This window comes from Agromyces molybdatiresistens (assembly GCF_052748445.2).
Genome location: NZ_CM188258.1, coordinates 341053 through 364332 on the forward strand (window position 1 = coordinate 341053; position 23280 = coordinate 364332).

General features: G+C 72.2%; 23 protein-coding genes and 1 tRNA gene. 11 read left to right on the top strand and 13 right to left on the bottom strand.

Going from position 1 to position 23280, the window contains the following annotated elements; genetic code table 11:
• Positions 1-17 precede the first annotated feature (17 nt).
• A tRNA-Arg gene (locus ACULK2_RS01620) sits at positions 18-90 on the top strand.
• A gap of 89 nt (positions 91-179) precedes the next feature.
• Here the strand turns inward: ACULK2_RS01620 and ACULK2_RS01625 are convergent.
• A complete protein-coding gene (locus ACULK2_RS01625; protein ID WP_445969827.1) occupies positions 180-2108 on the bottom strand; it encodes an alpha-amylase family protein in 1929 nt (642 codons plus the stop codon).
• Positions 2109-2219: 111 nt separating this feature from the next.
• Here ACULK2_RS01625 and ACULK2_RS01630 point away from each other — a divergent pair, with 111 nt between their 5' ends.
• The 3 genes from ACULK2_RS01630 (at position 2220) to ACULK2_RS01640 (ending at position 5850) form a co-directional block, all read left to right on the top strand.
• A complete protein-coding gene (locus ACULK2_RS01630; protein ID WP_445969828.1) occupies positions 2220-4100 on the top strand; it encodes a glycoside hydrolase family 15 protein in 1881 nt (626 codons plus the stop codon).
• Positions 4101-4252: 152 nt separating this feature from the next.
• Positions 4253-5494, top strand: a complete 1242-nt coding sequence (locus ACULK2_RS01635) for a DUF998 domain-containing protein (RefSeq protein ID WP_445969829.1) — start codon at positions 4253-4255, stop codon at positions 5492-5494.
• Positions 5495-5535: 41 nt separating this feature from the next.
• Positions 5536-5850 (top strand): GNAT family N-acetyltransferase, encoded by a 315-nt coding sequence (locus ACULK2_RS01640; protein ID WP_445969830.1) that lies wholly within the window; start codon positions 5536-5538, stop codon positions 5848-5850.
• Between the two features lie 274 nt (positions 5851-6124).
• Here the strand turns inward: ACULK2_RS01640 and ACULK2_RS01645 are convergent, their stop codons facing one another.
• The 3 genes from ACULK2_RS01645 to upp all read right to left on the bottom strand — a co-directional run bounded on the left by ACULK2_RS01645 (position 6125) and on the right by upp (position 8886).
• Positions 6125-6592 carry a MarR family winged helix-turn-helix transcriptional regulator gene (locus tag ACULK2_RS01645; protein ID WP_445969831.1) on the bottom strand — a complete coding sequence of 156 codons (468 nt, stop codon included), beginning with the start codon at positions 6590-6592 and terminating at the stop codon, positions 6125-6127.
• Between the two features lie 317 nt (positions 6593-6909).
• Positions 6910-7710, bottom strand: coding sequence for a winged helix-turn-helix domain-containing protein (locus ACULK2_RS01650; RefSeq protein ID WP_445969832.1), 801 nt, complete (start codon positions 7708-7710; stop codon positions 6910-6912).
• A 543-nt stretch (positions 7711-8253) separates the two neighbouring features.
• Positions 8254-8886: a uracil phosphoribosyltransferase gene (gene upp, locus ACULK2_RS01655; RefSeq protein ID WP_445969833.1), complete on the bottom strand. Its 633-nt coding sequence runs from the start codon at positions 8884-8886 to the stop codon at positions 8254-8256.
• 49 nt (positions 8887-8935) lie between these two features.
• Here upp and tadA point away from each other — a divergent pair, with 49 nt between their 5' ends.
• On the top strand, positions 8936-9418 hold the full coding sequence (gene tadA, locus ACULK2_RS01660) for a tRNA adenosine(34) deaminase TadA (protein ID WP_445969834.1): 483 nt from the start codon (positions 8936-8938) through the stop codon (positions 9416-9418).
• Positions 9419-9420: 2 nt separating this feature from the next.
• Here the strand turns inward: tadA and ACULK2_RS01665 are convergent, their stop codons facing one another.
• On the bottom strand, positions 9421-10170 hold the full coding sequence (locus ACULK2_RS01665) for a glutamine amidotransferase-related protein (protein ID WP_445969835.1): 750 nt from the start codon (positions 10168-10170) through the stop codon (positions 9421-9423).
• Positions 10167-11129: a cation diffusion facilitator family transporter gene (locus tag ACULK2_RS01670; protein ID WP_445969836.1), complete on the bottom strand. Its 963-nt coding sequence runs from the start codon at positions 11127-11129 to the stop codon at positions 10167-10169. Before ACULK2_RS01670 ends, ACULK2_RS01665 begins: the two co-directional genes overlap by 4 nt.
• 23 nt (positions 11130-11152) lie before the next feature.
• Here ACULK2_RS01670 and proC point away from each other — a divergent pair, with 23 nt between their 5' ends.
• Complete coding sequence (proC, locus tag ACULK2_RS01675; RefSeq protein WP_445969837.1) at positions 11153-11998, top strand: pyrroline-5-carboxylate reductase; 846 nt, start codon at positions 11153-11155, stop codon at positions 11996-11998.
• A gap of 116 nt (positions 11999-12114) precedes the next feature.
• Here the strand turns inward: proC and rlmC are convergent, their stop codons facing one another.
• From rlmC to ACULK2_RS01690, 3 genes are all read right to left on the bottom strand, one after another.
• Positions 12115-13242: a 23S rRNA (uracil(747)-C(5))-methyltransferase RlmC gene (gene rlmC / locus ACULK2_RS01680; protein WP_445969838.1), complete on the bottom strand. Its 1128-nt coding sequence runs from the start codon at positions 13240-13242 to the stop codon at positions 12115-12117.
• 103 nt (positions 13243-13345) lie between these two features.
• A complete protein-coding gene (locus ACULK2_RS01685; protein ID WP_445969839.1) occupies positions 13346-14977 on the bottom strand; it encodes an ABC transporter permease in 1632 nt (543 codons plus the stop codon).
• A complete protein-coding gene (locus ACULK2_RS01690) occupies positions 14974-15906 on the bottom strand; it encodes an ABC transporter ATP-binding protein (RefSeq protein WP_445969840.1) in 933 nt (310 codons plus the stop codon). The genes ACULK2_RS01685 and ACULK2_RS01690 overlap by 4 nt, the downstream gene beginning before the upstream one ends.
• A gap of 124 nt (positions 15907-16030) precedes the next feature.
• Here ACULK2_RS01690 and ACULK2_RS01695 point away from each other — a divergent pair, with 124 nt between their 5' ends.
• The gene (locus ACULK2_RS01695) at positions 16031-16429 is read left to right on the top strand and encodes a hypothetical protein (protein WP_445969841.1); all 399 of its coding nucleotides are present in this window, start codon (positions 16031-16033) and stop codon (positions 16427-16429) included.
• A 102-nt stretch (positions 16430-16531) separates the two neighbouring features.
• Here ACULK2_RS01695 and ACULK2_RS01700 read toward each other — a convergent pair whose 3' ends face one another.
• On the bottom strand, positions 16532-17200 hold the full coding sequence (locus ACULK2_RS01700) for a potassium channel family protein (RefSeq protein ID WP_445969842.1): 669 nt from the start codon (positions 17198-17200) through the stop codon (positions 16532-16534).
• On the bottom strand, positions 17193-18638 hold the full coding sequence (locus ACULK2_RS01705) for a TrkH family potassium uptake protein (protein WP_445969843.1): 1446 nt from the start codon (positions 18636-18638) through the stop codon (positions 17193-17195). The genes ACULK2_RS01700 and ACULK2_RS01705 overlap by 8 nt, the downstream gene beginning before the upstream one ends.
• A 70-nt stretch (positions 18639-18708) precedes the next feature.
• Between ACULK2_RS01705 and ACULK2_RS01710 the strand changes: the two genes are divergently transcribed.
• Positions 18709-19146, top strand: a complete 438-nt coding sequence (locus tag ACULK2_RS01710; RefSeq protein ID WP_445969844.1) for an ArsR/SmtB family transcription factor — start codon at positions 18709-18711, stop codon at positions 19144-19146.
• Between the two features lie 24 nt (positions 19147-19170).
• Here ACULK2_RS01710 and ACULK2_RS01715 read toward each other — a convergent pair whose 3' ends face one another.
• Positions 19171-19680 carry a GNAT family N-acetyltransferase gene (locus ACULK2_RS01715; protein ID WP_445969845.1) on the bottom strand — a complete coding sequence of 170 codons (510 nt, stop codon included), beginning with the start codon at positions 19678-19680 and terminating at the stop codon, positions 19171-19173.
• Positions 19681-19818: 138 nt separating this feature from the next.
• Here ACULK2_RS01715 and ACULK2_RS01720 point away from each other — a divergent pair, with 138 nt between their 5' ends.
• The 3 genes from ACULK2_RS01720 (at position 19819) to ACULK2_RS01730 (ending at position 21905) form a co-directional block, all read left to right on the top strand.
• Positions 19819-19917, top strand: coding sequence for a 30S ribosomal protein bS22 (locus ACULK2_RS01720; protein ID WP_003792170.1), 99 nt, complete (start codon positions 19819-19821; stop codon positions 19915-19917).
• Between the two features lie 80 nt (positions 19918-19997).
• The gene (locus ACULK2_RS01725) at positions 19998-20279 is read left to right on the top strand and encodes a glutaredoxin family protein (protein ID WP_445969846.1); all 282 of its coding nucleotides are present in this window, start codon (positions 19998-20000) and stop codon (positions 20277-20279) included.
• Positions 20280-20360: 81 nt separating this feature from the next.
• Complete coding sequence (locus tag ACULK2_RS01730) at positions 20361-21905, top strand: FAD-dependent oxidoreductase (RefSeq protein ID WP_445969847.1); 1545 nt, start codon at positions 20361-20363, stop codon at positions 21903-21905.
• Between the two features lies 1 nt (position 21906).
• On the opposite strand, the gene ACULK2_RS01735 is transcribed toward ACULK2_RS01730, so the two are convergent.
• On the bottom strand, positions 21907-23169 hold the full coding sequence (locus tag ACULK2_RS01735; RefSeq protein ID WP_445969848.1) for a cation:proton antiporter: 1263 nt from the start codon (positions 23167-23169) through the stop codon (positions 21907-21909).
• Positions 23170-23280 lie beyond the last annotated feature (111 nt).

The following is a 23280-nucleotide window of genomic DNA, read 5'->3' on the forward strand; positions in this document are numbered from 1 at the left end:
CCGGGCGACACCGCAATGCGCCCGTAGCTCAATGGATAGAGCATCTGACTACGGATCAGAAGGTTGGGGGTTCGAGTCCCTCCGGGCGCGCACTGTGTTGAGACAGAAGATGAACGGCTCGCTTCGGCGGGCCGTTCGTCGTTTCCGAGCCGGATGCCGCCGGCTGGACCATCGCATGGTCAGAACCGCGGTGGCGCCTCCGCGGGCCGCACGCGAAGCCAGGCGACGTGGCACGGTTCGAGCACGATGCCGCGGTCGAGCGTGACGCGCCGGTCGGTGATGAGCTCGTGCGCGTCCGGCGCGAAGCCCGAGAGGGTGAGTGCGTCGATCGTCGCGGGCGCGTCGCCCACGTTGGCCACGCAGAGCACGGTGGTGTCGACGGATGCGGCGGCGTCCGTCGCTCCCGGCCGCTGGTAGCCGAGCACGGTGGGGTGCCGCGCGTCGAACGGAACGAGGCGCCCGCCCGCGAGCTCGGGCGCCTCGCGCCGCACGCGGATCAGGCGAGTGAGGCCCGAGTACACCGCGCCGGCGGGCGTGGATGCGTCGTGGCGCCGCGCGTGCGCCTCGGCGGGGTAGCGCGGCCGGTTCACCCAGCGGCTGTCGTCGGCCGTCGCGGGGTCGTCGACGTACGTGTAGTCGTTGAGCTGTGCGACCTCGTCGCCGAGGTAGATCAGCGGGATGCCGCCCGTCGACAGCGCGATCGCGTGCGCGAGCAGGACCCGGTCGACGCCGTGCGGGTCGCCCGCCTCGATGCCCGCGAGCGACGCCGTCGTGCCTGCCACGCGGGCGTCGCCCGTGCGGGGGTTCTCCTGGAACGGCACCCCGCGCGCGAAGCTGCCGGGGAACCGGTTCACGTAGAACGCGTTGAGGAACCGGCGGTGGTCGAAGCCGTCGATGCCGAACTCCGCGGCGTCCTCGTCGGCGAAGGTCCAGCCGATGTCGTCGTGGCCGCGCACGTAGTTCACCCACGCGCAGCCGTCCGGGATGGCGTGCCGGCGCTCGAGCGCCTGCTGCAGCATCCGCGGGTCGCGGGTCGCGAGCGCCTCCCAGGTGAGCGCCATCTGCAGCGGGTTGTACGACAGCTGGCACTCGCCGAGCGAGAGGTACTCGACGACCTCGTCGGGGTGCACGATCGCCTCGGACTTGAAGAGCAGGCTCGGCGCGGCGATGCGGAGCACGGCGTTGAAGGCCTGCAGCAGCAGGTGGGCCTCGGGCAGCGATTCGCACGGGGTGCCGAGGCGCTTCCAGATGAAGGCGACCGCGTCCATGCGGAGCACGTCGACGCCGAGGTTCGCGAGGAACAGCATCTCGCCCGCCATCGCCCGGAACACCGCCGGGTTCGCGTAGTTCAGGTCCCACTGGAACGAGTGGAACGTCGCCCAGATCCACCGCCCGTCGGGCAGTTGCACGAACGAGCCCGGATGGTCGTCGGGGAAGATCTCCCGCACGGTCTTCTCGTACGCGTCGGGCATCGTGCGGTCGGGGAAGATCAGGTAGAAGTCCTCGTGGCCCGGTTCGCCCGCGACGGCCTTCCGCGCCCACTCGTGGTTCGACGCGGTGTGGTTGAAGATGAAGTCGAGCACGAGCGAGATGCCGTTCGCACGCAGCTCGGCGGCCAGTGCCCGCAGGTCGTCGATCGTGCCGAGGTGCGGTGCGACCGCGCGGTAGCTCGAGACCGCGTACCCGCCGTCGGAGTTGCCCTCGGGCACCGCGAACAGCGGCATGAGGTGCAGGTAGGTGAGGCCGAGCTCGACGAACTCGGGGATGCGCGCCCGGACGCCCGCGAGGTCGCCCGCGTAGCGGTCGACGTAGCAGACGCCGCCCAGCATGCGGTTCGACAGGTACCAGGCGGAATCCTCCTCGCGGCGCGCGTCGGCCGCCCGGAGATCGGCGGGCCGTTCCGCCCAGGACTCCGCCGCATCGCCGACCACCCCGGCGAGCGCGTCGAGGGCGTCGTCGCGCTCGCCGTAGAGCCGGTGGAACAGCCCATGCAGGACCGGGAAGGCGGACGCGAGGCGTCGCTCGAACTCGGCATCGCGGTGATCGGGTGGCCCGGCAGGGCGGATCCGGGCGAGGTCGACGGCGGCGTCGGTTCCCATTCGTGCCATGCGCCCAGCCTCCCCCATCCGCGCCGTGGCATCCACCCGGCCGCGCCATCCGGTCGCCCTTGCCCATCACCGACACGCATGCCAGCATCCACATGGGGGAAGGGGCGACGCATGGCGAAGCGGTACCCGGACATCAGCGACCACGGCCTGATCGGCGACCTGCAGACGGCGGCGCTCGTCTCCACCGACGGCACGATCGACTGGTTCTGCTGCCCGCGGTTCGACGCGCCGAGCGTGTTCGGCTCGCTCATCGACGCCGAGCGCGGCGGATTCTTCCGGGTGCGCCCCGTCGGCACGGAGTACGTCACCCGGCAGCTCTACCTGCCCGATACCGCCATCCTCATCACCCGGTTCCTCACCGACGGCGGCGTCGGCGAGGTGATCGACTTCATGCCCGTCGCGGAGGGACCGGCGACGGATCGGCACGTCATCGTGCGCATGGTCCGGGTGGTCCGCGGCGAGATGACCTTCGAGGGCGAGATCCAGCCGCGATTCGACTACGGTCGGGCGCCGCACCGGCTCGTCCCGGCCGGCGTCGGTGCGAAGTTCGTCTCCGACGACCTGACCCTCACCCTGCACCGGGTCGGCGACCCGATCCTCCACGGCGACGTGCGTGCTGGTCGGGTCGAGGTCGTCGGCGACGGCGTCAAGGTGACCATCACGCTGCGGGCCGGCGAGCTCACGGGCGTGATGCTCGAGTCCGGCGACGTCGATCCCCGTCAGGTCTCCGAGGACGAGCTCGTCGAGACCTTCCTCGCGACGCGTCGCTTCTGGCGCGAATGGAACGACCGCTCGACCTACACCGGTCGCTGGCGGGAGATCGTCGCGCGTTCGGCCATCACGCTGAAGCTCATGACCTATGCGCCGACGGGCGCGCTGGTCGCGGCCCCGACGACGGGGCTGCCCGAGGAGGTCGGCGGCGAGCGCAACTGGGACTACCGCTACACCTGGATCCGCGACGCGTCGTTCTCGGTCTACGCCCTGGTGAGCCTCGGATACCGACGGGAGGCCGAGGCGTTCGTCGGGTGGCTGCTCGACCGCATCCACGAGAGCGTCGGAACGGAGTCCGGGCCGCTGAAGATCATGTACCGGGTCGACGGTTCGTCCGACCTCGGCGAGACCGTCCTCGACCACCTCTCCGGCTACCGGAGATCGACGCCGGTGCGCGTCGGCAACGGCGCCGCCGACCAGCTGCAGCTCGACATCTACGGCGAGGCCATGGACTCGATCCACCTCGCCGACACGCACGGCGTCGAGCTGCCGCACGCCGGCTGGATGAAGGTCCGCGAGATGCTCGACTGGCTCTGCGACCACTGGGACACCCCCGAGGAGGGCATCTGGGAGACCCGTGGCGGTCCGCAGCGGTTCACGTACGGCCGCTTCATGTCGTGGGTCGCGCTCGACCGAGGCATCCGGCTCGCGCAGGCCCACGGACGCCCCGCGTCGCTCACGCGCTGGACGCACGAACGGGACCGCATCTACGAGCGCATCATGGAGGCCGGGTTCGACCCCGAACTGCAGGCGTTCGTCCAGCACGAGGGCAGCGACGTCCTCGACGCGTCACTGCTGCGGATGCCGCTCATGGGGTTCGTCACTCCGCAGGATCCGCTCTGGATGTCGACGCTCGACGCGATCGACGACGAACTCGTCTCCGACAGCCTGGTGTACCGGTACGACCCCGCGGCGAGCCCGGACGGGCTGACGGGCGGCGAGGGGACGTTCACGCTGTGCTCGTTCTGGTACGTCGATGCGCTCGCGCGCTCGGGTCGGCTGGATGAGGCGCGCCTGGTGTTCGAGAAGATGCTCACCTACGCCAACCACCTCGGGCTCTACGCCGAGGAGATCGGCCTCACCGGGGAGCAGCTCGGCAACTTCCCCCAGGCGTTCAGCCACCTCGCCCTCATCGACGCGGCGGTGAACCTCGACTACCAGCTCGACCACGGATCGGGTGACGTCGAACCCGTGCTCCGGCGCGGGCGCCGGATCGACTGAGCGGGCGCGCCGATGAGCGGATGCCGCGCGCGCGGCGCCCGCGCCTGTGAATCCGCCATGCATCCGCGGCTTCCGATCGACCCGCCCCTCGATCGGAGGGAATCCGCCGGTTAGGCTCGGACCAGTCAATTCCCGCGATCGAGAGTTCGGCTATGAGGGGTGCGCGAGCCGTTGCGACCGGCCAGGCGCCGGTCGCCCGTCACGCTGCCCTGATCTCCGCGATGGTCGCCATCGCCGCAGCCGTGGCCGTCGCCGCCGGCAGTCGACTGATCCACCTCGTACCGCACACGCACTCCGGCCCGGGCCACGGGCCGGACCAGGTCGCCGTCGACGTCCTCTCCCTCGTCGTCGCCGTGCTGGTCGCCGTCCTGCTGCTCACCGCGCTCACCGTGGCCTCCGTCCCGGCCCGCCGACGCGCCGGGCGTGCGCGCTGCGCCGTGCCCTGGGCGAGCCCGCACGTCGGGGCGTTCGCCAACGCCTCGGTGTGGGCGACCATCGCCGCGCTCGCCGTGGGCAGCGCGGCCGACGCGTTCGACGCGTTCCCCGGCGGGCATCTCGCGGCATGCGTCGGGCTCGCGGGCGTGCTCGGCGGCGTCACCGGCGTGGTCCATCACCGCGCACAGCACCAGGGCGTCTACCGGTCCTTCAACGTGGTGGCCATGCTGCTCGCCGCCGGATGCCTCGCCAGCATGAGCCTCACCGACACGGGCGAGTGGTGGGCGCGGAACTTCAGCACCCTCGGCACGTCGGACGACGTGGCGGCCGTGTGGTTCAACGCCGGGCTGATCCTCTCGGGCGGCGCGATGGCCGCCATGGCCGGGCGCCTCGCGCGGGGGCTGGCCCGGGCCGAGTACCGAGCGCGGCGCGGGGCGGTCGCCGTCTCCCGCGGCCTCGTCGGCATCATCGGGTTCGCGCTCGCCGGGGTCGGGCTCGTGCCGATCGACGCCGATGAGACCCTGCACAACGTCTTCGCGAGCGCCGCGGGCCTCGCCTTCTTCGGCCTCGCCGCCGGCACGCCGTGGCTCGTGCGACGGATGCCGCGGCGGCTCGTCGCGACGTCGGCGGCCGCGATCCTCATCGAGGTGACGGCGTGGGCGGTGTACGACGTGGTCGGCTGGGCGTCGCTCACCGTGTTCGAGGTCGTCGCGTTCGCGCTCGTGTTCGTCTGGCTGATCGCGCTCGTCGTCACGACGCACCCGGAGCGCCTCGACGCGGCCGGCGAGAGCGTCCACGTCGTCGCCGCTTCCGACGAGCCGATCGGGGTGCCCGAGGCGCCCGCGCGCCGACACGTCGCGCTCGGCGGCCGGCGCGTCCGCGCGCCGACCGTCCCGGCGTTCGCGTTCAGCGCTGCGCCGCCGTCGGGAATGCTGCCCGGCCTCGCACGTTCCACCTGATGAACCTGCGGGCCGACCGGCCCGCGCGGAGAGGAGATCCCGTGACCGACGACGATGTCGAGATCGTCCGCGACGACGAGGCGACGCGCTACCGCCTGTTGCTCGGCGGCGGCCAGGCCGGCTTCGCGAAGTTCCGCGCGAGCCCCGGGCGGATCATCTTCACGCACACCGTGATCGACCCGGCCTTCGAGGGCCGCGGGCTCGGGTCGATGCTCGCGCGGTTCGTCGTGGAGGACGCCGTCCGCCGCGGCGAGCGGATCGTGCCGCGGTGCCCGTTCATCGCCGCGTGGCTGCGGAAGCATCCGGGCTACGAGGACTCGATCGACTGGCCCGAGGGGCGGCCCGTCTCCGCCTGAGCCCCGACCGGAGCGGGTCCGGCATCGGTGCCGTGCCCCCCGCTCTGGGGCACTGCCGCGACGACCGCAAAACGATACGATTCCTCAAAACCCGAGTCGGGGCCCGACCCGACAGATCGCTGCACCGCGGCGAATGCGACCGAATGTCCCAGCACGGTCGCTCGGGAGGTGGCTCGCCGAGCTCAGTTCGGGTCGCTCGGCGGGGAGGGCCTCCTGTGAGGCCGCGGTGGGGCGGGAGGTAGGGTTCCCGTCCCACCGTCTTCTCCCGGCGCGGTCAGTGCTCGACGGGCGGACCCGGGGCGGTCGGCCCCTGCGCATCGCGCAGCCGGTCGCACAGGCTGATCAGCTGCCGGAGCTCGGCGTCGTCGAGTGTGCCCCCGACGCGGTCGGTGATCGCCTCCATGTGGTGGATCGCGGCGCGGCGGAACTCCTCGAACCCCTTCGCGGTGAGCTGCACGATGGTGCCGCGCCCGTCGAGCGGGTCGTCGGTCTTCTCGACCCAGCCACGGGCCGCGAGGCGGTCGACGAGGCGGCTCACGCTGGGCTGCGAGATGAGCAGGTGCCGGTTGAGCTCCTTGAGGCGCAGACGGCGGCCCGGAGCCCGCGAGATGTTGAAGAGCACGTCGTACTCGTTGAGCGACATGACCTCGGTCGGGAACTCCGCCGAGAGCCGGCGCATGATCGAGACCTGGGCGCGGAAGAGCGCCTCCCATGCCGCCACCGCCATCGCGCGATCAGTCAAGCCCGCCCCCTCCTCCGTTCGGCAGCGAACATCGACGCCGATGAGACCAAGGATAGGGATGCTCGCCGTTCCGCGCAGACCCCGTTCACGGGGTGGCGCTGCGCCGCCGATCATGGGTGGCCGGACACGGTTGAGGGCCGGTCGTAGAGGCTGACGACCGGCCCTCTCCCTTGCACCAAGAGTGTCCTGCAATCACATTCCGCACCGGCCGCCACAGCAAACAACCGGTGCGCTTCGAATATATAACGGATCGGTAACGGGCGCTAGTGGGATGTGCCCCGAATGTGGGGGAGTTTCCTGAGAGATCCTCGGTCGGATCAGAACACGTCGGGGCTCGGCGTCGACGCCTGGCGGATCGAGACATCGGCGTGCCGGTCGAACCGGTAGCCGACGCCGCGGACGGTGCGGACGATGTCCTGGTAGTGCGCGAGCTTCGACCGGAGGCGGCGGATGTGCACGTCGATCGTACGCTCGTTCGGGATCTCGTCGTCGCCGGCCCAGAGGCCGTCGATGAGCTCGTGCCGGTCGATCGTGCGTCCCTCGCGCAGCACGAGGTACTGCAGGAGTTCGAACTCCTTGTAGGTCAGGCCCGCGGGCTCGCCGTCGAGCAGCACGCGCTTGCGCGAGATGTCGATGATGACGCCGTCCGGGTGTCGGTCGGCGTCATCGCTGAGGCCCTGCGACTCGCGCTGGCGGGCGAGGGCGGACGGATCCTGCAGCGCGAGGCGCACGACGTCGACGTCGCGACCGCCGGCGCCCTCGGGCGCGAGGGCGACGGCCGCGTATGTCTCGGCGGACGGCGCGAGCTCTGCGGTGAGCGTGCGGAGCGCCTCGACGATCCGGTGCAGGCTCGTGCCGTCGGCCGCGGCCTTGAGTTCGTCGATGCCGACGTAGAGGACGAAGCCGCGGGCCTCGGTCCCCTCGGGCACGGCTCGGACACGGGGCGCGGCGGGGGACGACGGAGCGGCGGCGGCCGGGGCCGCCGTCGGAACCGGGGCGGGGGGTGCGACGACCGGCGCCGGCCGCGCGGCGGCAGGCTGCGGGCGGTATGCCGCGGGGTGCGTCGGGCGTGCAGTGGGGTGGGCGGTGCGGACGGACGGTGCGAGAGCGAGAGACATGGCGGATCCTTGTGCTGAAGATGCGTCGACGGCCCCGTCATCGCGGGGTCGGAGCGAATGGCCCGAGTGGGCCGGGGGGAACCCGATCAGAGGTGCGGGTTCGACGGAGCCGTTCCGATCCGGGTGGGATCGGTCGCGTGCTCGGCGGGGGTTCGCTGGTCAGCGGCACATTCGACAACACATGGACGCACGCGCCGGCATCATCGTGCCGGCAGTCCGCTGAGCCTCGAGGGCGGTCAGGGAGCGTGCGGTGTCAGTCATGGGCGAAAGTCAAACCCAGGTGCCCTGATGTGTCAAACCGTGACCATGCGATGACCGTGCATGACGTCGCACGCGGTGCGCGAGGGCCGACCGAGATGGGGGAGGTCCGAAGGAGGCGCGCGCCATCGTGCAAGATCCTTCGAGCAGGATCCTATTCTTCGAATCTTGCCGGATGCTTCTCGCTTCGGCGTGTCTCACAGCGAAGATCCTGCGAGGTGAGGGGGTCGTAGCACGCATTCGACCGCTGGCGCCACGCCATGACGCCGAGACCGAGGCGACGGATCAGACCGTGCCGTACAGGCGGTCGCCGGCGTCGCCGAGGCCGGGCACGATGTACCCGTGCTCGTTGAGCCGCTCGTCGACCGCGCCGAGCACGATCGTGACGTCGCGGCCGGCCATCGCCTGCTCGACGGCCTGCAGCCCCTCGGGCGCGGCGAGGATGCAGATCGCCGTGACATCCGTCGCCCCGCGCTTCAGGAGGAAGTCGATCGCGGCGATCAGCGAGCCGCCGGTGGCGAGCATCGGGTCGAGCACGAAGCACTGCCGGCCCGACAGGTCGTCGGGCAGTCGCTCGGCGTACGTCGTCGGCTCGAGCGTCTCCTCGTTGCGAGCCATGCCCAGGAAGCCGACCTCGGCCGAGGGCAGGAGCTTCACCATTCCCTCGAGCATCCCGAGGCCCGCGCGGAGGATCGGGACGATCAGCGGCTTGGGGTCGGCGATGCGCACGCCCGTCGTCGGCGAGACGGGCGTGACGATGTCGACCGGCTCGACCCGCACGTCGCGCGTGCCCTCGTACGCGAGGAGTGTCATGAGCTCCTCGACGAGCGAGCGGAAGACCGGGGACGACGTGTTCTCGTCGCGGAGCACCGTGAGCTTGTGGGTGACGAGCGGGTGGTCGGCAACGTGGACTCGCATAGGCTCGAGTCTAGTTGCGGGGGTTCCGCCGATGAGAAGGGGCGATCGGATGCCGGTGCACCGCCCTGAGCACGTCGAGTGGATGCGGTTCGCCCTCGCCGAGGCGTCCGCCGCCCTCGCCACCGGCGACGTGCCCGTCGGCGCGGTCGTGGTCCGCGACGGCGAGGTCGTCGCGACCGGGCGCAACGAGCGCGAGCTGCACGAGGACCCGACGGCGCACGCCGAGCTCATCGCGATCCGCGAGGCGGCGCGCGCGACCGGCGACCGTCACCTCACGGGGTGCACGCTCGTCGTGACGCTCGAGCCCTGCGTGATGTGCGCCGGCGCGATCCTGGCCGCGCGCATCCCGACCGTCGTGTTCGGCGCCTGGGACGAGAAGGCCGGCGCCGCGGGCTCGGTCTACGACGTCCTCCGCGACCGGCGACTGAATCACCGCGTCGAGGTCTACGCGGGAGTCGAGGCGGATGCCGCGTCGCGCCTGCTGCGGGACTTCTTCGAGGACCCGCTGCGCCGCCCCGCCTCGGCGGAGTGAGCTCAGCTCGCCCGGGGCAGTTCGCCCCGGCGTGCGAGTCCCTCGACGAAGTCGCCGAGGATCGCGGCCGACGCGGTCTCGGCGGCCGGTCCGCAGGAGGCCTGCAGCTCGCGCATGCCCTCGACGGTGAGCCCGTACTCCGGCAGCTCGTCGCCCCACGCGGCGAGCCAGTCCTCGTGGATCTCGGGCGTGACCTCGGGGTGGAACTGCACCGCCAGCAGCCAGTCGCCGCGCCGGAACGCCTGGTTCGCGTACTGCGCCGAGCCGGCGAGGCGCTCGACGCCCTCGGGGAGGTCGAACGTGTCCCCGTGCCACTGCACGAACCGCACGCCTTCGGCATGCCGCAGGGGCGAACCGGCGCCCGCTTCCTCGAGCTCGACGCCGAGCCAGCCGACCTCCTTGCGCGGCCCGGGGTGGACGCGCGCGCCGAGCGCCGCGGCCAGCAGCTGCGCGCCGAGGCACACGCCGAAGATCGGCGCCTCCGCCGCGATGCGGGCCCGCAGCAGGTCGAGCTCGTCGGCGAGGTACGGGTACCGGTCGGTCTCGTACGCGCCCTCCTCGCCGCCGAGCACCACGACGAGGTCGGGCGCCAGGGGGTCGATGCCGGTGACGTCCTCGGCCGGCGCGTCGAGGAACCGCACCTCGTAGCCGTGGCGCTCGAGGGTCGGACCGAGGTTGCCGAGCCCGATCGTGGAGTCGTGCCGGAGGACCAGTGCGACGGGTCGGCCGGCGGCGCCGGCGGCATCCGTCATTCGAGGCCCTTGATGACGATCGCGTCGGTCGGCGGGGCGGTGAGGTTGGGGTCGACGTAGATGTCGGGCTCGATGTAGATGACGCGTGCTGCGGGGACCGCGTGCCGCACGCGCTGCTCGATGACGTTGATCGCGGTCGAGACCTCGGCGAGGCTCTCGCCGCCGTGGAACCCGAGCTTGGCGGCGACGAGGAGCTCGTCGGGCCCGAGGTAGAGGGTCTTCATGTGGATGATGCGCTCGGCCTCCGGGCCGGCCATGATCGCCTGCTCGATCCGCTTCACGTCGGCCTCGTTGGCGCCCTCGCCGACGAGGAGGCTCTTGGTCTCGATGCCGAGGATGATCGCCACGACGATGAGCAGCGTGCCGATCATGAGCGTCCCGATCGCATCGAAGATCGTGTCGCCCGTGATGATCGTGAGGCCGACCCCGAAGAGCGCGAACACGAGGCCGAGGAGGGCCGCGACATCCTCGAGCAGGACGACCGGCAGCTCGGGGGCCTTCGCCCGGCGCACGAACTGCACCCATGTCTGCTTGCCGCGCACCAGGTTCGACTCCTTCACCGCGGTGCGGAGCGAGAACGACTCGAGGACGATCGCGATGACGAGCACCAGGATCGGCAGCCACGGCACCTCGAGCTCGTGCGGATGCTGGATCTTCTCGACGCCCTCGTAGATCGAGAAGACGCCGCCCACCGAGAACAGGATGATCGACACGACGAAGGCGTACACGTAGCGTTCCCGCCCGTACCCGAACGGATGCTCGCGGTCGGCCTCGCGCTTGGCCTGCCGCCCGCCGAAGAACAGCAGCAGCTGGTTGCCGGCGTCGGCGACCGAGTGGACCGCCTCCGCGAGCATCGATGCCGACCCCGAGAAGAACCACGCGATGAACTTCGTCACGGCGATGCCCGTGTTCGCGAGGAATGCCGCCAGGATCGCCTTCGTGCCGCCGGATGCGCTCATGCGCCAATCCTAGGATGGCACCCATGACCTCCCGCCAGCCGGTTGACCTGCCCGCGATCGCCTTCCTCGGCGCCGGATCGATGGCCCGTGCGGTCCTCTCCGGCCTGCTGCATCCGGATGTCTCGGTGGACGGCATCCGCGCCACCAACCGCACTGCGGCACGCGCGGCGGAGTTCGACGACGAGCCCCGCGTGACGGCGTACGCGACCGAGACGGATGCCGCGGCGAACCGCCGTGCGGTCGCCGGCGCGAAGCTCGTGGTGGTCGCCGTGAAGCCGGCCATGGTGCCGGACCTGCTCGACGAGATCGCCGACGCCCTCGCGCCCGGCACCGTCGTGGTGAGCGTGGCGGCGGGGGTCACGGTCGCGACGTTCGAGGCGCACCTGCCGTCGCACGTGCCGGTCGTGCGCACCATGCCGAACACGCCGGCCGTCGTCGGCCGGGCGGTGACCGGCGTCTCGGCGGGCACGCGCTCGACCGAGGCCGACCTCGCGCTCGTCGTCTCGCTCTTCGAGACCGTCGGCGACGTGCTCGTCGTGCCCGAGTCGCAGCTCGACGCGCTGTCGACGGTCTCCGGCTCCGGCCCCGCCTACGTGTTCCTCCTCATCGAGGCCCTCGAGCAGGCGGCGGTCGCGAAGGGCTTCACGCCCGAGCAGGCCGCCGTGATGGTGCGCGGCACGTTCCGCGGCGCGAGCGAACTGCTCGCGGCTTCCGACGACGACCCGGCCGAGCTGCGCCGCCGGGTCACGAGCCCCAGGGGCACCACCGAGCGCGCGGTCGCGGTCCTCCAGGATGCCGACCTCCCCGACCTCTTCGCCCGGGCCACCGACGCCGCCCTGGCCCGCGCCCGCGAGCTCGCCGCAGGCTGAGCACCGCTCTCAGGAATCGGTCGGCGTGTCGCCGTTCTGCGCGGCGCTGCTTCCTGAGAAGCGCGCAGATCGCGCCGAAGGTCCTGAGAACGGTGCGCGGCTCCCGAGAACAGTGCTCAGCGGCGGGCGAGGAGCACCATCACCTCGAAGTGCGTCGTCTGCGGGAACATGTCGAACACGCGCGCCTTGACGGGTCGCAGCGAGGGCATCGCCGCGAGGTCCTTCGCGAGCGAGGCCGCGTTGCACGACGAGTAGAGCACGTGCGCGGCATCCGACCGCTCGAGCCAGCCCGCGAGCTCGTCGCCGATGCCGCGTCGGGGCGGGTTCACCACGACGAGGTCGGGGGCGGATGCCGCGGCCAGGGCGTACGCGGTGGCGTCGCCCGCGGCGAAGCGCACGCGCGAGAGCGCGGCATCCGTTCGGCTCAGCTCGGCGCTCGCGACCGCCTCGACGCTCGTCTCGATGCCCGTCACCTCGGTGGCGCCGGCGCCCGCGAGGTGGAGCGCGAACCCGCCGACGCCCGAGTAGAGGTCCCACGCGTGCTCGGGCGCGAGGTCGCGGATCCACGCGCGCGCCTCCGCGTACAGCGCCTCGGCGATGGCGGTGTTGGTCTGGAAGAAGCTCTGCGGGCGCAGGTGCATCGTCACGTCGTTGAGCCGCATCGGCAGCGTGTCGGCGTCGGTGAGCACGACCTCGTCGGAGCCCTCGAGCACGGCCCTGTGCTCGGGAAGCAGGTTCGCCGTCACGACGCGCGCGTTCGGCAGCTCGGCGAGCAGCGTCGGCAGGTGCTTGCGCATGCGCCCGAGCGGCTCGGTCGAGCGCAGCACGAACCGCACCATGAGCTCGCCGTCGGGCGACTCGGTCACGATGAGGTGCTTCAGCTCGCCGCGCCGCGCGGCGAGGTCGTAGGGGGTGATGCGGGCGAGCGTGATGAACCGGGCGAGCACGGGGAACGCCGCCCGATGGCCCGGCGAGCAGATGCCGCACGCCTGCAGGTCGACGCCGTGCCCGTCGGCGTCGAGGATGCCGATCGTGGGCGACTCGACCGTTCCGCCGACGACCATCTTCGCCTTGTTGCGGTAGTCGCGCTCGCCGGACGCGACGGGCGGAAGCCACGAGGGCACGTCGAACGGGGCGAGCAGTTCCTCGGCGTGCCGTTGCTTGTCGGCGAGCTGCACCGGGTACGGCCGCCCCATGAGCGCGCACGACCGGCAGCGCCCCGCGTCGAAGTACGCGCAGTCCACCCGTCAAGGCTACGCGGATGCCGCGGGACGGATGCCGCGGGACGGATGCCGCGGGCCGGATGCCGCGGGCCGGTCGCCGCAGCCCCCGGACCCGCGCGCCGGGTCAGCCGTCGGTCGTGAGCTCGCGCCGGCCCATCGCGACGACCGCGAGGCCGATCGCCGCGGCGGCGATGCCGAGCATCCAGAACCCGCCGGTCCAGTCGACCTCGCCGCCCACGGGGAGCGGGGAGTGCGAGAACGGCGAGAGGTCGTGCAGCCAGTCGGGCAGGCCGAGCAGCTCGCCGAAGATGCCGAAGAACGCGCCGGCCGCGAGCAGCGCCCACGCGACCGGGATCGTGAGGCGCGGCGCGAGGACGAACACGAGCAGCCCGAGGCCGAGGAACACGAGCGCCGCGGGCGCCTGCGCGAGCGCCGACTCGAGGGCGTTCTCGGCGGAGGAGGCCGGGTCGTCGGAGGCCAGCGAGCCGAGCAGGGCGCCGCCCGCGGCCAGCACGAGGACCACCATGATGGCGAGTGCACCGACGAGGGCGTATCCGCCGAGCCACGAGCGCCGGGGCACGGGCGTCGCGAGCACCGGCTCGGCGGTGCCGTGCGCCTCCTCGAGCCGCGCGCGCATGACGGCCTGCAGGGCCGCGGCGGCGGCCAGGATCCCGATCATCGAGAAGAACGTGACCGTGAACGCCTCCTCGAGGGACGCGTCGGCGCCGGCGACCTGCCGCAGCGTGTCGGCGATCGCGGGCGCGTCGGAGCCGATCTCGCCGATCAGCGGCGTGAGGGTCGTGGCGAGCGCGCCGGCGACGACCGCGCCGACCGCCCAGGAGAGGACCGCGCCCGCGTTCAGCCGCCAAGCGAGGCCCACGCTTCCGCCGAGGAGCGGTCCGGCCCCCGCGCGCCCGGAGCGGCCGGGCAGCAGGCTGGCCCCGCTGTCGCGGGCCGACTGGAAGACGAACACCAGCCCGATGAGCACGACGGCGAGTCCGAGGGGGAGCAGCAGCGGCGTCAGGTCGTTCCCGTCGAACGGCTCGGTCCGCTGGGCCCACCCGATCGGCGAGAGCCAGCTGGGCCAGGCGGCGGTCCGGGTCAGTCCGTCGTCGGATGCCTCGCCGAGCGCGTCGCCCAGGCCGCGGACGACGTACGCGCCGAGCACGAGCGCGACCGACAGCGCGTTCGCGCTGCGCGACGTGCGGAACAACTGCGCCGCGACGAGCCCGACCGCGAGGAAGGCGACGCCGGTCGCGCCGACGGCGAGCCCCGTGACCGCCGAGCCCGCGGCGTCCAGCCCGCTCGCCACGAAGGCGGCGGCGATCGCGAGCGCCAGGACCAGGTTGGCGAGCACGCCGTGCACGACCGTCGCGACGGTCGGCAGCGTGCGCGCGGCCGGGGTCGCGGCCACGAGCTCCGCACGGCTCTGCTCCTCGTCGGCGCGCGTGTGCCGCACGGCGAGGAAGGTGCTCATGAGCCCGGCCATCAGCGCGAGGAAGGCGAGGATCAGGAACGCCGCGAACTCGCCTTCGCCCGCGCCGTCGGGCGTGCCGCGGAAGATGAGGATCGCCGGCGCGAGGATCGTCAGGCGCAGGATCGACTCGCGTTCCGCGACGTCGCCGAACGTGGTGCCGACCGCGGTGGTCGCCATGAGCGCGAGGCCCGCCGTCCCGACGATCCAGAGCACGAGCTGGAACCGATCGCGCCGTGCGCGCTGCGCGACGAGCGGGACCAGCAGGCTCGTCGGGCTCATGCGGATGCCGCCGCGCCGACGAGCGCGGGATCGTCGCCGTAGTGGCGCAGGAAGAGCTCCTCGAGCGACGGCGGCGCGACCGTGAGGCCCTGCACGCCGAGGCGGCCGAGCTCGGGCAGCAGCACTGCGATGCGGTCGCTGTCGGCGGTGAACTGCACGCGGCCCGCGCTCACGACGACGTCGTGGGCGCCGTCGAGCGCTGCGACGGCCGCCTCCTGGCCGGGCACGTGCACGAACGCGACGGACGACCGGGTCAGGTGACGGAGTTCCGTGAGCGTGCCGGCCTCGACGCGCCGGCCGGCGCGGATGATGCTGACCCGATCGCAGAGCGCCTCGACCTCCGAGAGGATGTGGCTCGAGAGCAGCACCGTCGAGCCCTCCGCGGCGACGCGCGCGATCTCGCGGTTGAAGACCTGCTCCATGAGCGGATCGAGGCCGCTCGTCGGCTCGTCCATGATGTACAGCTCGGCCGGCGTGGCGAACGCCGCGACCAGCGCGACCTTCTGCCGGTTGCCCTTGGAGTAGGCGCGGCCCTTCTTGCGCGGGTCGAGCTGGAACGCCTCGACGAGCCGGGCCTTGCGCTCGGCGTAGGCGGCGCGATCAGCGGTCCCGCCGCGCAACCGGGAGAGCAGGTCGATCGCCTCGCCGCCCGAGAGGTTCGGCCAGAGGCTCACGTCGCCCGGCACGTACGCGACACGACGATGCAGAGCAGCGGCATCCCGCCAGGGATCGTGGCCGAAGAGGCGCGCCTCGCCGCCGCTCGCCCGCGCAAGGCCCAGCAGGATCCGGATCGTGGTGGACTTGCCCGCCCCGTTCGGGCCGAGGAACCCGTGGATCTCGCCCGCCGCGACCTCGAGGTCGAGCCCGTCCAGCGCCGTGGTTCGTCCGAAGCGCTTCTCGAGGCCCCGGACGTCGATGACAGTGGTCATGGGCGCGATGCTACGCGCGCACGGGCCGCGGCCACCAGCGGCGCGCGACCCGCGACGACCGCATGGTCGGGGCGGCTCGCGGCGGTGTCATCCGGCGGCCCGGATCGCGGGTACGCTCAGCGCCATGGAGCCGCTCGACATCATCGCCCTCGCCGGCGAGGTGATCGCGTGGGTCGCCCTCTCGACGGGCGGCGTGCTGCTGCTCGCCTTCGCCTTCGCGCGAATGGCCGACGGCGCATGGGATGCGACGGAGGTCGCGATCGTCGAGCGCGACGACGCGACCGTGGTGCGCTGGTTCGCGGACGGCGAGTTCCACGAGCGGCGGCTCGAGCCGGGGGAGGAGCCGAAACCGGACTCGGAGGACGGCGAGCCGCTGGCGTGGGTGCGCCGCCGCAGTCCCGACCGGCTGCGGTTCGAGGCGACCTCGCACGTGCCGCGCGTGCTCGGCACCATCGCGGTGATCCTCGTGGGGCTCGGCGTCGTGGCGACCGTCGTGTCGACGGTCGCGGGCGTCACCGCCTGAGAACGGATGCCGCGGCCGCCCCGCGAGCAGGCCGACGCATGCCGCGGGGCCCGCGGACGACTGCGCCGCACGCTGCGCGAACGGCGGGCCCCGCGCCATCCGCTATTCGAGCGCGGCGAACTTCTCGATGTCGCCCTCGGTGCCCGAGACGATGATGAGGTCGTGGTTGGAGACCACGGTCTCCTGCGTCGCGTACGTGAACGGCTTGCCGGGGCTCTTCACGCCGACCACGGTCACGTTGTGCCGCGATCGGACGCCCGACTCGGTGAGGTTCTTGCCGCGGATCGGCTTCGGCGGGTACATCTTCACGAGCGCGAAGTCGTCGTCGAACTCGATGAAGTCGAGCATGCGGCCCGACACCAGGTGCGCGGTCCGCTCGCCCGCCTCGCGCTCGGGGTAGATGACGTGGTTCGCGCCGATCCGCTCGAGGATCTTGCCGTGCGAGGTCGAGATGGCCTTCGCCCAGATCTGCGGGATCTTGAGGTCGACGAGGTTCGCGGTGATCAGCACCGACGCCTCGACCGACGATCCGACCGCGCAGACGGCGATCGAGAACTCCTGCGCGCCGATCTGCTTCAGCGCGTCGAGCGACTTGGCGTCCGCGACGACGGCGTGCGTGACGCGCTCGGCCCACTTCTGGACGAGGCCCTCGTCCGCGTCGACGGCGAGCACTTCGCGGCCGAGGCGGTCGAGCTGGCCGGCGGTGGCCGCCCCGAACCGCCCGAGTCCGATGACGAGCACTGGAGCGTCGTGCTTGATGCGATCAACCAACGATGGGCCTCTCTTCCGGTCGTCTGAACAGCTGGCGCTTCTGCGATGCCGCGAGGGCGGCCGCAAGGGTGACCGTGCCCACGCGTCCCATGAACATGGTGAGGGCCATGACGTACTTGCCCTCCGGGGGCAGCGATTCGGTGAGCCCCGTCGACAGCCCGCAGGTGGCGAACGCCGAGATCACGTCGAACAGCACGAAGTCGAGCGCCGACTTCGTGATCTGGGTGATGATGACGGTCGAGACGGCGACGATGGTCGCGCCCCACAGCACGACGCTGACGGCCAGGCGCAGGATGTCGCGGGGGATGCGCCGCCCGAACGCCTCCATCGCGGGTGCACCGCGCGCCTCCGCGTAGGCCGCGAGGAACAGGACGGCGAGCGTGGTCACCTTGATGCCGCCCGCCGTGGACGCGGAACCGCCGCCGACGAACATCAGCATGTCGGTCACGAGCAGGCTCGATCCGTACAGGTCGGCCATGTCGATCGTCGCGAAGCCGCCCGAGCGGGTCATCGTCGACATGAAGAACGCCTCGTAGAACGTCTTCAGGAAGCTGAGGCCGCCGTACGTCTTCGGGTTGTTGTACTCGAGCACGAGGAAGGTCACCGCGCCGGCGATCCAGAGCACGATGGTCGTCGTGAGCGTGAGCTTCACGTGCACGCTCCATCGGCGCGGGCTCCTCCACGTCCGCAGCAGCGCGAAGATCACCGGGAAGCCGAGGCTGCCGAGGAACACGGCGAGCATCATGAGCGACTGGAACCAGTAGTCGTCGAAGAACTCGACGGGGCCGAGCGGGTTGGGGTTGAAGCCCGTGTTCGTGAACGCGCTGACCGCGTAGTAGGCCGAGTACCAGACGCTCAGCCCGAAGTCGTAGCCCTTGGCGAGCACGCTCGGGATCATGCCGAGCATGATCACGGCCTCGATGGAGAGCGTGCTGACCGCGACGGTCGCGAGCAGCCCGCCGACCTCGCCGAGCCGCACCGCCTGTCGCTCGGAGACCGGTCCCGCGTGCACGCGGGACGGATTCGTGTCGCTCGCGGCGATGAGCTTGGCGCGCAGCCCCAGTCGCCGAGAGACGACGAGGCCGAGGATCGACGCGAGCGTCAGCACGCCCATGCCGCCGATGTTCATGCCGATGAAGATGATGGTGTTGCCGAACGGCGACCAGTGCGTCGCCATGTCGACGGTCGTGAGGCCGGTCACGCAGATCGTGGAGACCGCCGTGAAGAACGCGTCGTAGAGCGGCGTCCCGCCGGTTCCGGCGCCCGCGCGTGCGACGGGCAGCGAGAGCAGGGCCGTCGTGATGAGGATGAGGGTCGCGAACACGAGGATCGCGAAGCGCGACGGCGAGCTCTTCACGAGCGTGTCGAACGCGTCGCGCACGCGACCGAGCCATGAGCGCGGGGAGAAGGCCCGACGACCCACGGTGTGCGAGGCCATCCGCCCTCCTCCGCTCGACGCGAGAGTCATGGTACTCCCCGGCTCGGGCGCGACTGGCTACCCTTGCACCATGGCGGACATCTTCGACGTGGTGGCGGATCCGACCCGGCGCGACATCCTCGGCGTGCTCCTCGACCGCGAGACCTCGCAGCCCGACTCCGGCGGCGAGATCAGCGTCGGCGAGATCGTCACGGCGCTCGGCGTCAGCCAGCCGACGGTGTCGAAGCACCTCAAGGTGCTCCGCGAGTCCGGCCTGGTCGGCGTCCGCGAGGAGGGCCAGCACCGCTATTACCACCTCGACCGCGCGCCGCTGGAGCGCCTCGAGGACTGGCTCATCCCCTTCGTGACGACGGATGCCGCGGCCGACGCCGCGACGCTGGCCGGCGCCGACGCCGTCGGCGAGGAACTGAACGACGACCAGCGCGCGTTCGCCTCGGCGCTCGGCAAGGCCTTCGCCGACACCGCGCGCCAGGTCACCGCGGTGGTCGGCGCGAAGCGCCGCCGGTAGGCGCGGCGGGCGGCGGTCCCGGCCTCAGCGCAGGCGCTTGACCATCTCGAGTTCGAGCCCGCCGGGTTCGAGCTCGTACTCCCGGCTGTGCCCGGTGTAGTCGAAGCCGCGGCGCTCGTAGTACCGGCGTGCCCGGGGGTTGTCCTCGTGCACCTCGAGCCGCAGCGTGTCGGCCCGGGCGCTCGCCCACCGCTCGATCTCGGCGAGCAGCGCGTCCGCCACGGCGTTCGCGCCGCCGCGACGGTCGGGCGTGACGTAGACGCCGACGAGCAGCGGGCCGGTCGCGGCATCCGGCACGTAGCAGCCCATCGTGCCGACCCAGCGCCCGCCCTCGATCGCGACGATCACGGTCTGCACCGCCGACTCGCCGCGCCTGGCGCGTGTGCGCCACTCGGCCTCGTCGTACCCGAGGGCGCGCTCGAGCGTGTCGCCGAACGCGATCGGGGTGTCGCCGAGCATCTCGAGCCGGAGGTCGCGGACCTCGCGCCAGTCGTCCTCGCTGGTGGTCCGGATGACGAGTTCGGGTCGGGTCATCCCCCGAAACTAACGGATGCCGCGGGGTGGCCGATCCGGGCCGACGGCGCCGCGCGCGTGGATGGGCTAGACTACCGCGGGGCGTTCGCGCCCACGGCTGCGGCACGCGCGGCCGACCCGGATCTTTGTGAGGTATTCGTGGGTTCCGTCATCAAGAAGCGTCGCAAGCGCATGGCGAAGAAGAAGCACCGCAAGCTGCTTCGCAAGACTCGCCACCAGCGTCGCAACAAGAAGTAGTCGCTCAGCGACCACGGCATGAGCGTCAGGCCTCACGGCCTGGCGCTTTTCGCTGTCTCCCGCCGACGTATCCTGACGGGGTGAACCCGACGCTCCGCGACATCCGCCTCACCCTCATCGGCAAGCCCGGATGCCACCTCTGCGACGCCGCACGCGAGGTCGTGACGTGCGTGCGCGAGGAACTCGCCGCGACGCCGGGGTCGCCGCGGACGACGCTCGAGGAGCGCTCGATCCTCGACGACGAGGCGCTGCGCGCCCGCTACGCCGAGGAGATCCCCGTTCTGCTCATCGACGACGAGGTGCACGGCTACTGGCGGCTCGACCCGGTGCGCCTCAAGACGGCGCTGCTCGCGCGCGGCTGAGCCGACGCGCACCCGCCTAGCCTGAGGCACCCGTTCGTTCAAGGGGGTGCCGACCGCCCGCGTCCCGCGTTGACTGGCCGGATGACGACGGACTCGCACGCGCGCCACGCCGCCCTCCCGAGCGACCTCGACACCCACGCCGACGTGATCGTGGTCGGCGCCGGCATCACCGGCCTGTCGACCGCGGTCATGCTGCTCGACGCCGGTCGTTCGGTGACGGTGCTCGAACAGGACGTGCCCGGCGCCCTCGCGAGCGGCCGCAACACGGGCAAGGCGAGCCTGTTGCAGGGCACTCGGCTGTCGACGATCCGGCGGAACCACCCGGCGCGCCTCGTGCGCGCCTACGTCGACGCGAACCGCGCGGGGCAGCAGTGGCTGCGGCGCGCGTGCGAACGGGCCGACGTCGCGTTCCGGACCGCGACGGCGTACAGCTACGCCCAGACGGCCGGCGGTCTCCCCGCCGTCCAGGACGAGGCGGACGCCGCGCGCGAAGCGGGGCTGCCCGTGCGGCGCGTGGTCGAGGTCGACGACGACGTCCGGTTCCCGTTCGCCGGAGCCGTGGCGCTCGACGGGCAGCTCGCGCTGCACCCGCCGGAGCTGATGCACGGCCTCGCCGCGCTCGTCGAGGCCGCAGGCGGGCGGCTCGTGTCGGGCGTGCGCGCGCTCGGCGTGCGCGCCTCCGACCCGGTCGTCGTGCGCACGACGGCGGGCGAGTTCACCGCGAACCAGGTCGTGATCGCGACGGGTGCGCCGATGCTCGACCGCGGGCTCTACTGGGCGAAGACGAGCGGCTTCCGATCGATGCTCGCCGCGTTCGACCTGCCGGGCGCGGGGCCCGACGGGCTGTACCTGTCCGTGGACGACCCGTCCCGCAGCATCCGCACGCACGAGCACGCCGACGGGCGGCATCTCATCGTGGGCGGCGGCGACCATCGCACGGGCCGCGAGGACGCGACCGACCTGCTCCGCGCCGAGCTCCTCGGCTGGGCCCGCGCCTGGTGGCCCGAGGCCGGCGAGCCGGAGGTGTGGGCCGCGCAGGACTACGAATCGCACAACACCGTCCCGTTCGCGGGGCGGATGCCGCGCGGCCGGGGTCGCGTCTGGTTCGCCACCGGGTACGCGAAGTGGGGCCTCACGAACGGCGTCGCCGCGGGAATCCGCATCGCGCACGAGATGCTCGGTGCGCGCCGGCCGGACTGGGCGCGCACGATCGGTACCCGGGCGACCGTGCCCGCCGACCTCGTCCGCGGTGCGGTGGAAGGGGCGCGGGTCGGCGTGGTCGCCGTGCAGGGCTGGGTGGGGGCGCTGCGCGCACCCGAACTCGGCGCGGCGGGCGCGGATGCGGCGGAGCGGGAGGCGGCGGTGCCGGGTGCCGCGGTGCCCGACGCGGCCGCACCGCCCGAGGGCGTCGGCGTCGTCCTCCGCCGCGGCATCCGCCCGACGGGCGTCTCGACCGTCGGCGGCGAGACCTGCGCCGTGTCCGCCGTGTGCCCGCACCTCGGCGGCATCCTGAACTGGAACGACGCCGAGGCGACGTGGGACTGCCCCCTTCACGCCTCGCGCTTCGACCACCGCGGGCGACGCATCGAGGGCCCGGCGGTCTCGGACCTCGCGCGCCGGGACTGAATCAGTCGTCCGATCCGGCGCCGTCACGCTCGGGATGCCGCATGCCGCCGCGTCGCCCGACCTCTGGCGTGTCGAGCCAGGTGGCGCGCGACTCCCGCTCCGCGGCCTCGCGCCGCGCGAACCATCCGGCGATCGGCACGTCCGTCGAGGAGTGCGCCACGATCGAGAGCACGATCGCGACGACGACGACGTGGAACATGAGGTCGGCCTCGGGCGCCCCGCTCTGCAGCACGAGCAGGCCGTACAGCACCGAGGCGAACCCCTTCGGACCGAACCAGGCCGCGGTCGCGCGTTCCTCCCAGGGCAGGCCGCTGCCGATGAGCGACAGCTCGACCGCGGCCGGCCGGGCGAAGACCATGAGCAGCACGCCGAACAGGTACGCCGTCCACGGCACCGAGGCGAGCAGTTCGGGCGAGATGAGGGCGCCGAACATCAGGATGGCGAGGAGCTTCAGGAGCTCGGAGAACTGCCCGCCGAACTCGGCGAAGGCGTCGCGCATCTCCGGCGCGGCCGTCGCGATCGTGATGCCGGCCGCGTAGGCGGCGAGGTAGAGGTTCGCGTGCGTCACGGTGCAGATGCCGAGCACGATCAGCGCGACCGCGACCGGAGTGAGCGACGCGTAGAGCGGCGTGCGCGAGAACACCTTCCGGCGCACGAGCCACGCGACCGCGAGCGGCACCGCGATCCCGACCGCGATGCCGAGCGCGAGCTCCTCGGCGAGGACGAGCGGCTCGACCTCGGGCCCGCCGACCGTCGCGATGAGGATGAGCACGACGGGCAGGGCCAGTCCGTCGTTCAGGCCCGACTCGACGCCGAGCAGGTGTCGGACGCGGTGCGGGATCTCGCCGCGGCCGACGATCGCGCTCGCGAACACCGGGTCGGTCGGCGCGAGCACCGCCGCGACGAGCGCCGCTTCGAGCCAGGTGAACCCCAGCAGCCACACGCCGAGCACGGTCGTGATGGCGAACGTGATCGGCATGCCGAGCAGCAGCGCGCGGCCCGGGAGCCGCCACGCGGCGCGCAGCTGCTGCAGCGCGACCTCCTGCCCGTCGGTGAAGAGCACCACGAACAACGCGAGCGACGACACGGTCGTGACCGTGGGATCGGTCGGCTCGAGCACGATGACGTCGAGCATGCCGCTGCCGAGGAAGAAGCCGGCGACCAGGAAGAGCACCGTCGTCGACAGCACCGTGCGGTGCGCCAGCCCCGAGATCAGGATGGCGGCGAGCAGTACCAGTGCGAACGACAGCAGCAGGGCATCCACACGGACAGTCTGCCGGTTGCCGGCGCCCGACCACCGGGTCCGCGGGCGATGTCGTCGTGACATGACGCGAAACGCTGCTTCCTCGTGCCCGTCGAGCAGATCGCGTCAGCT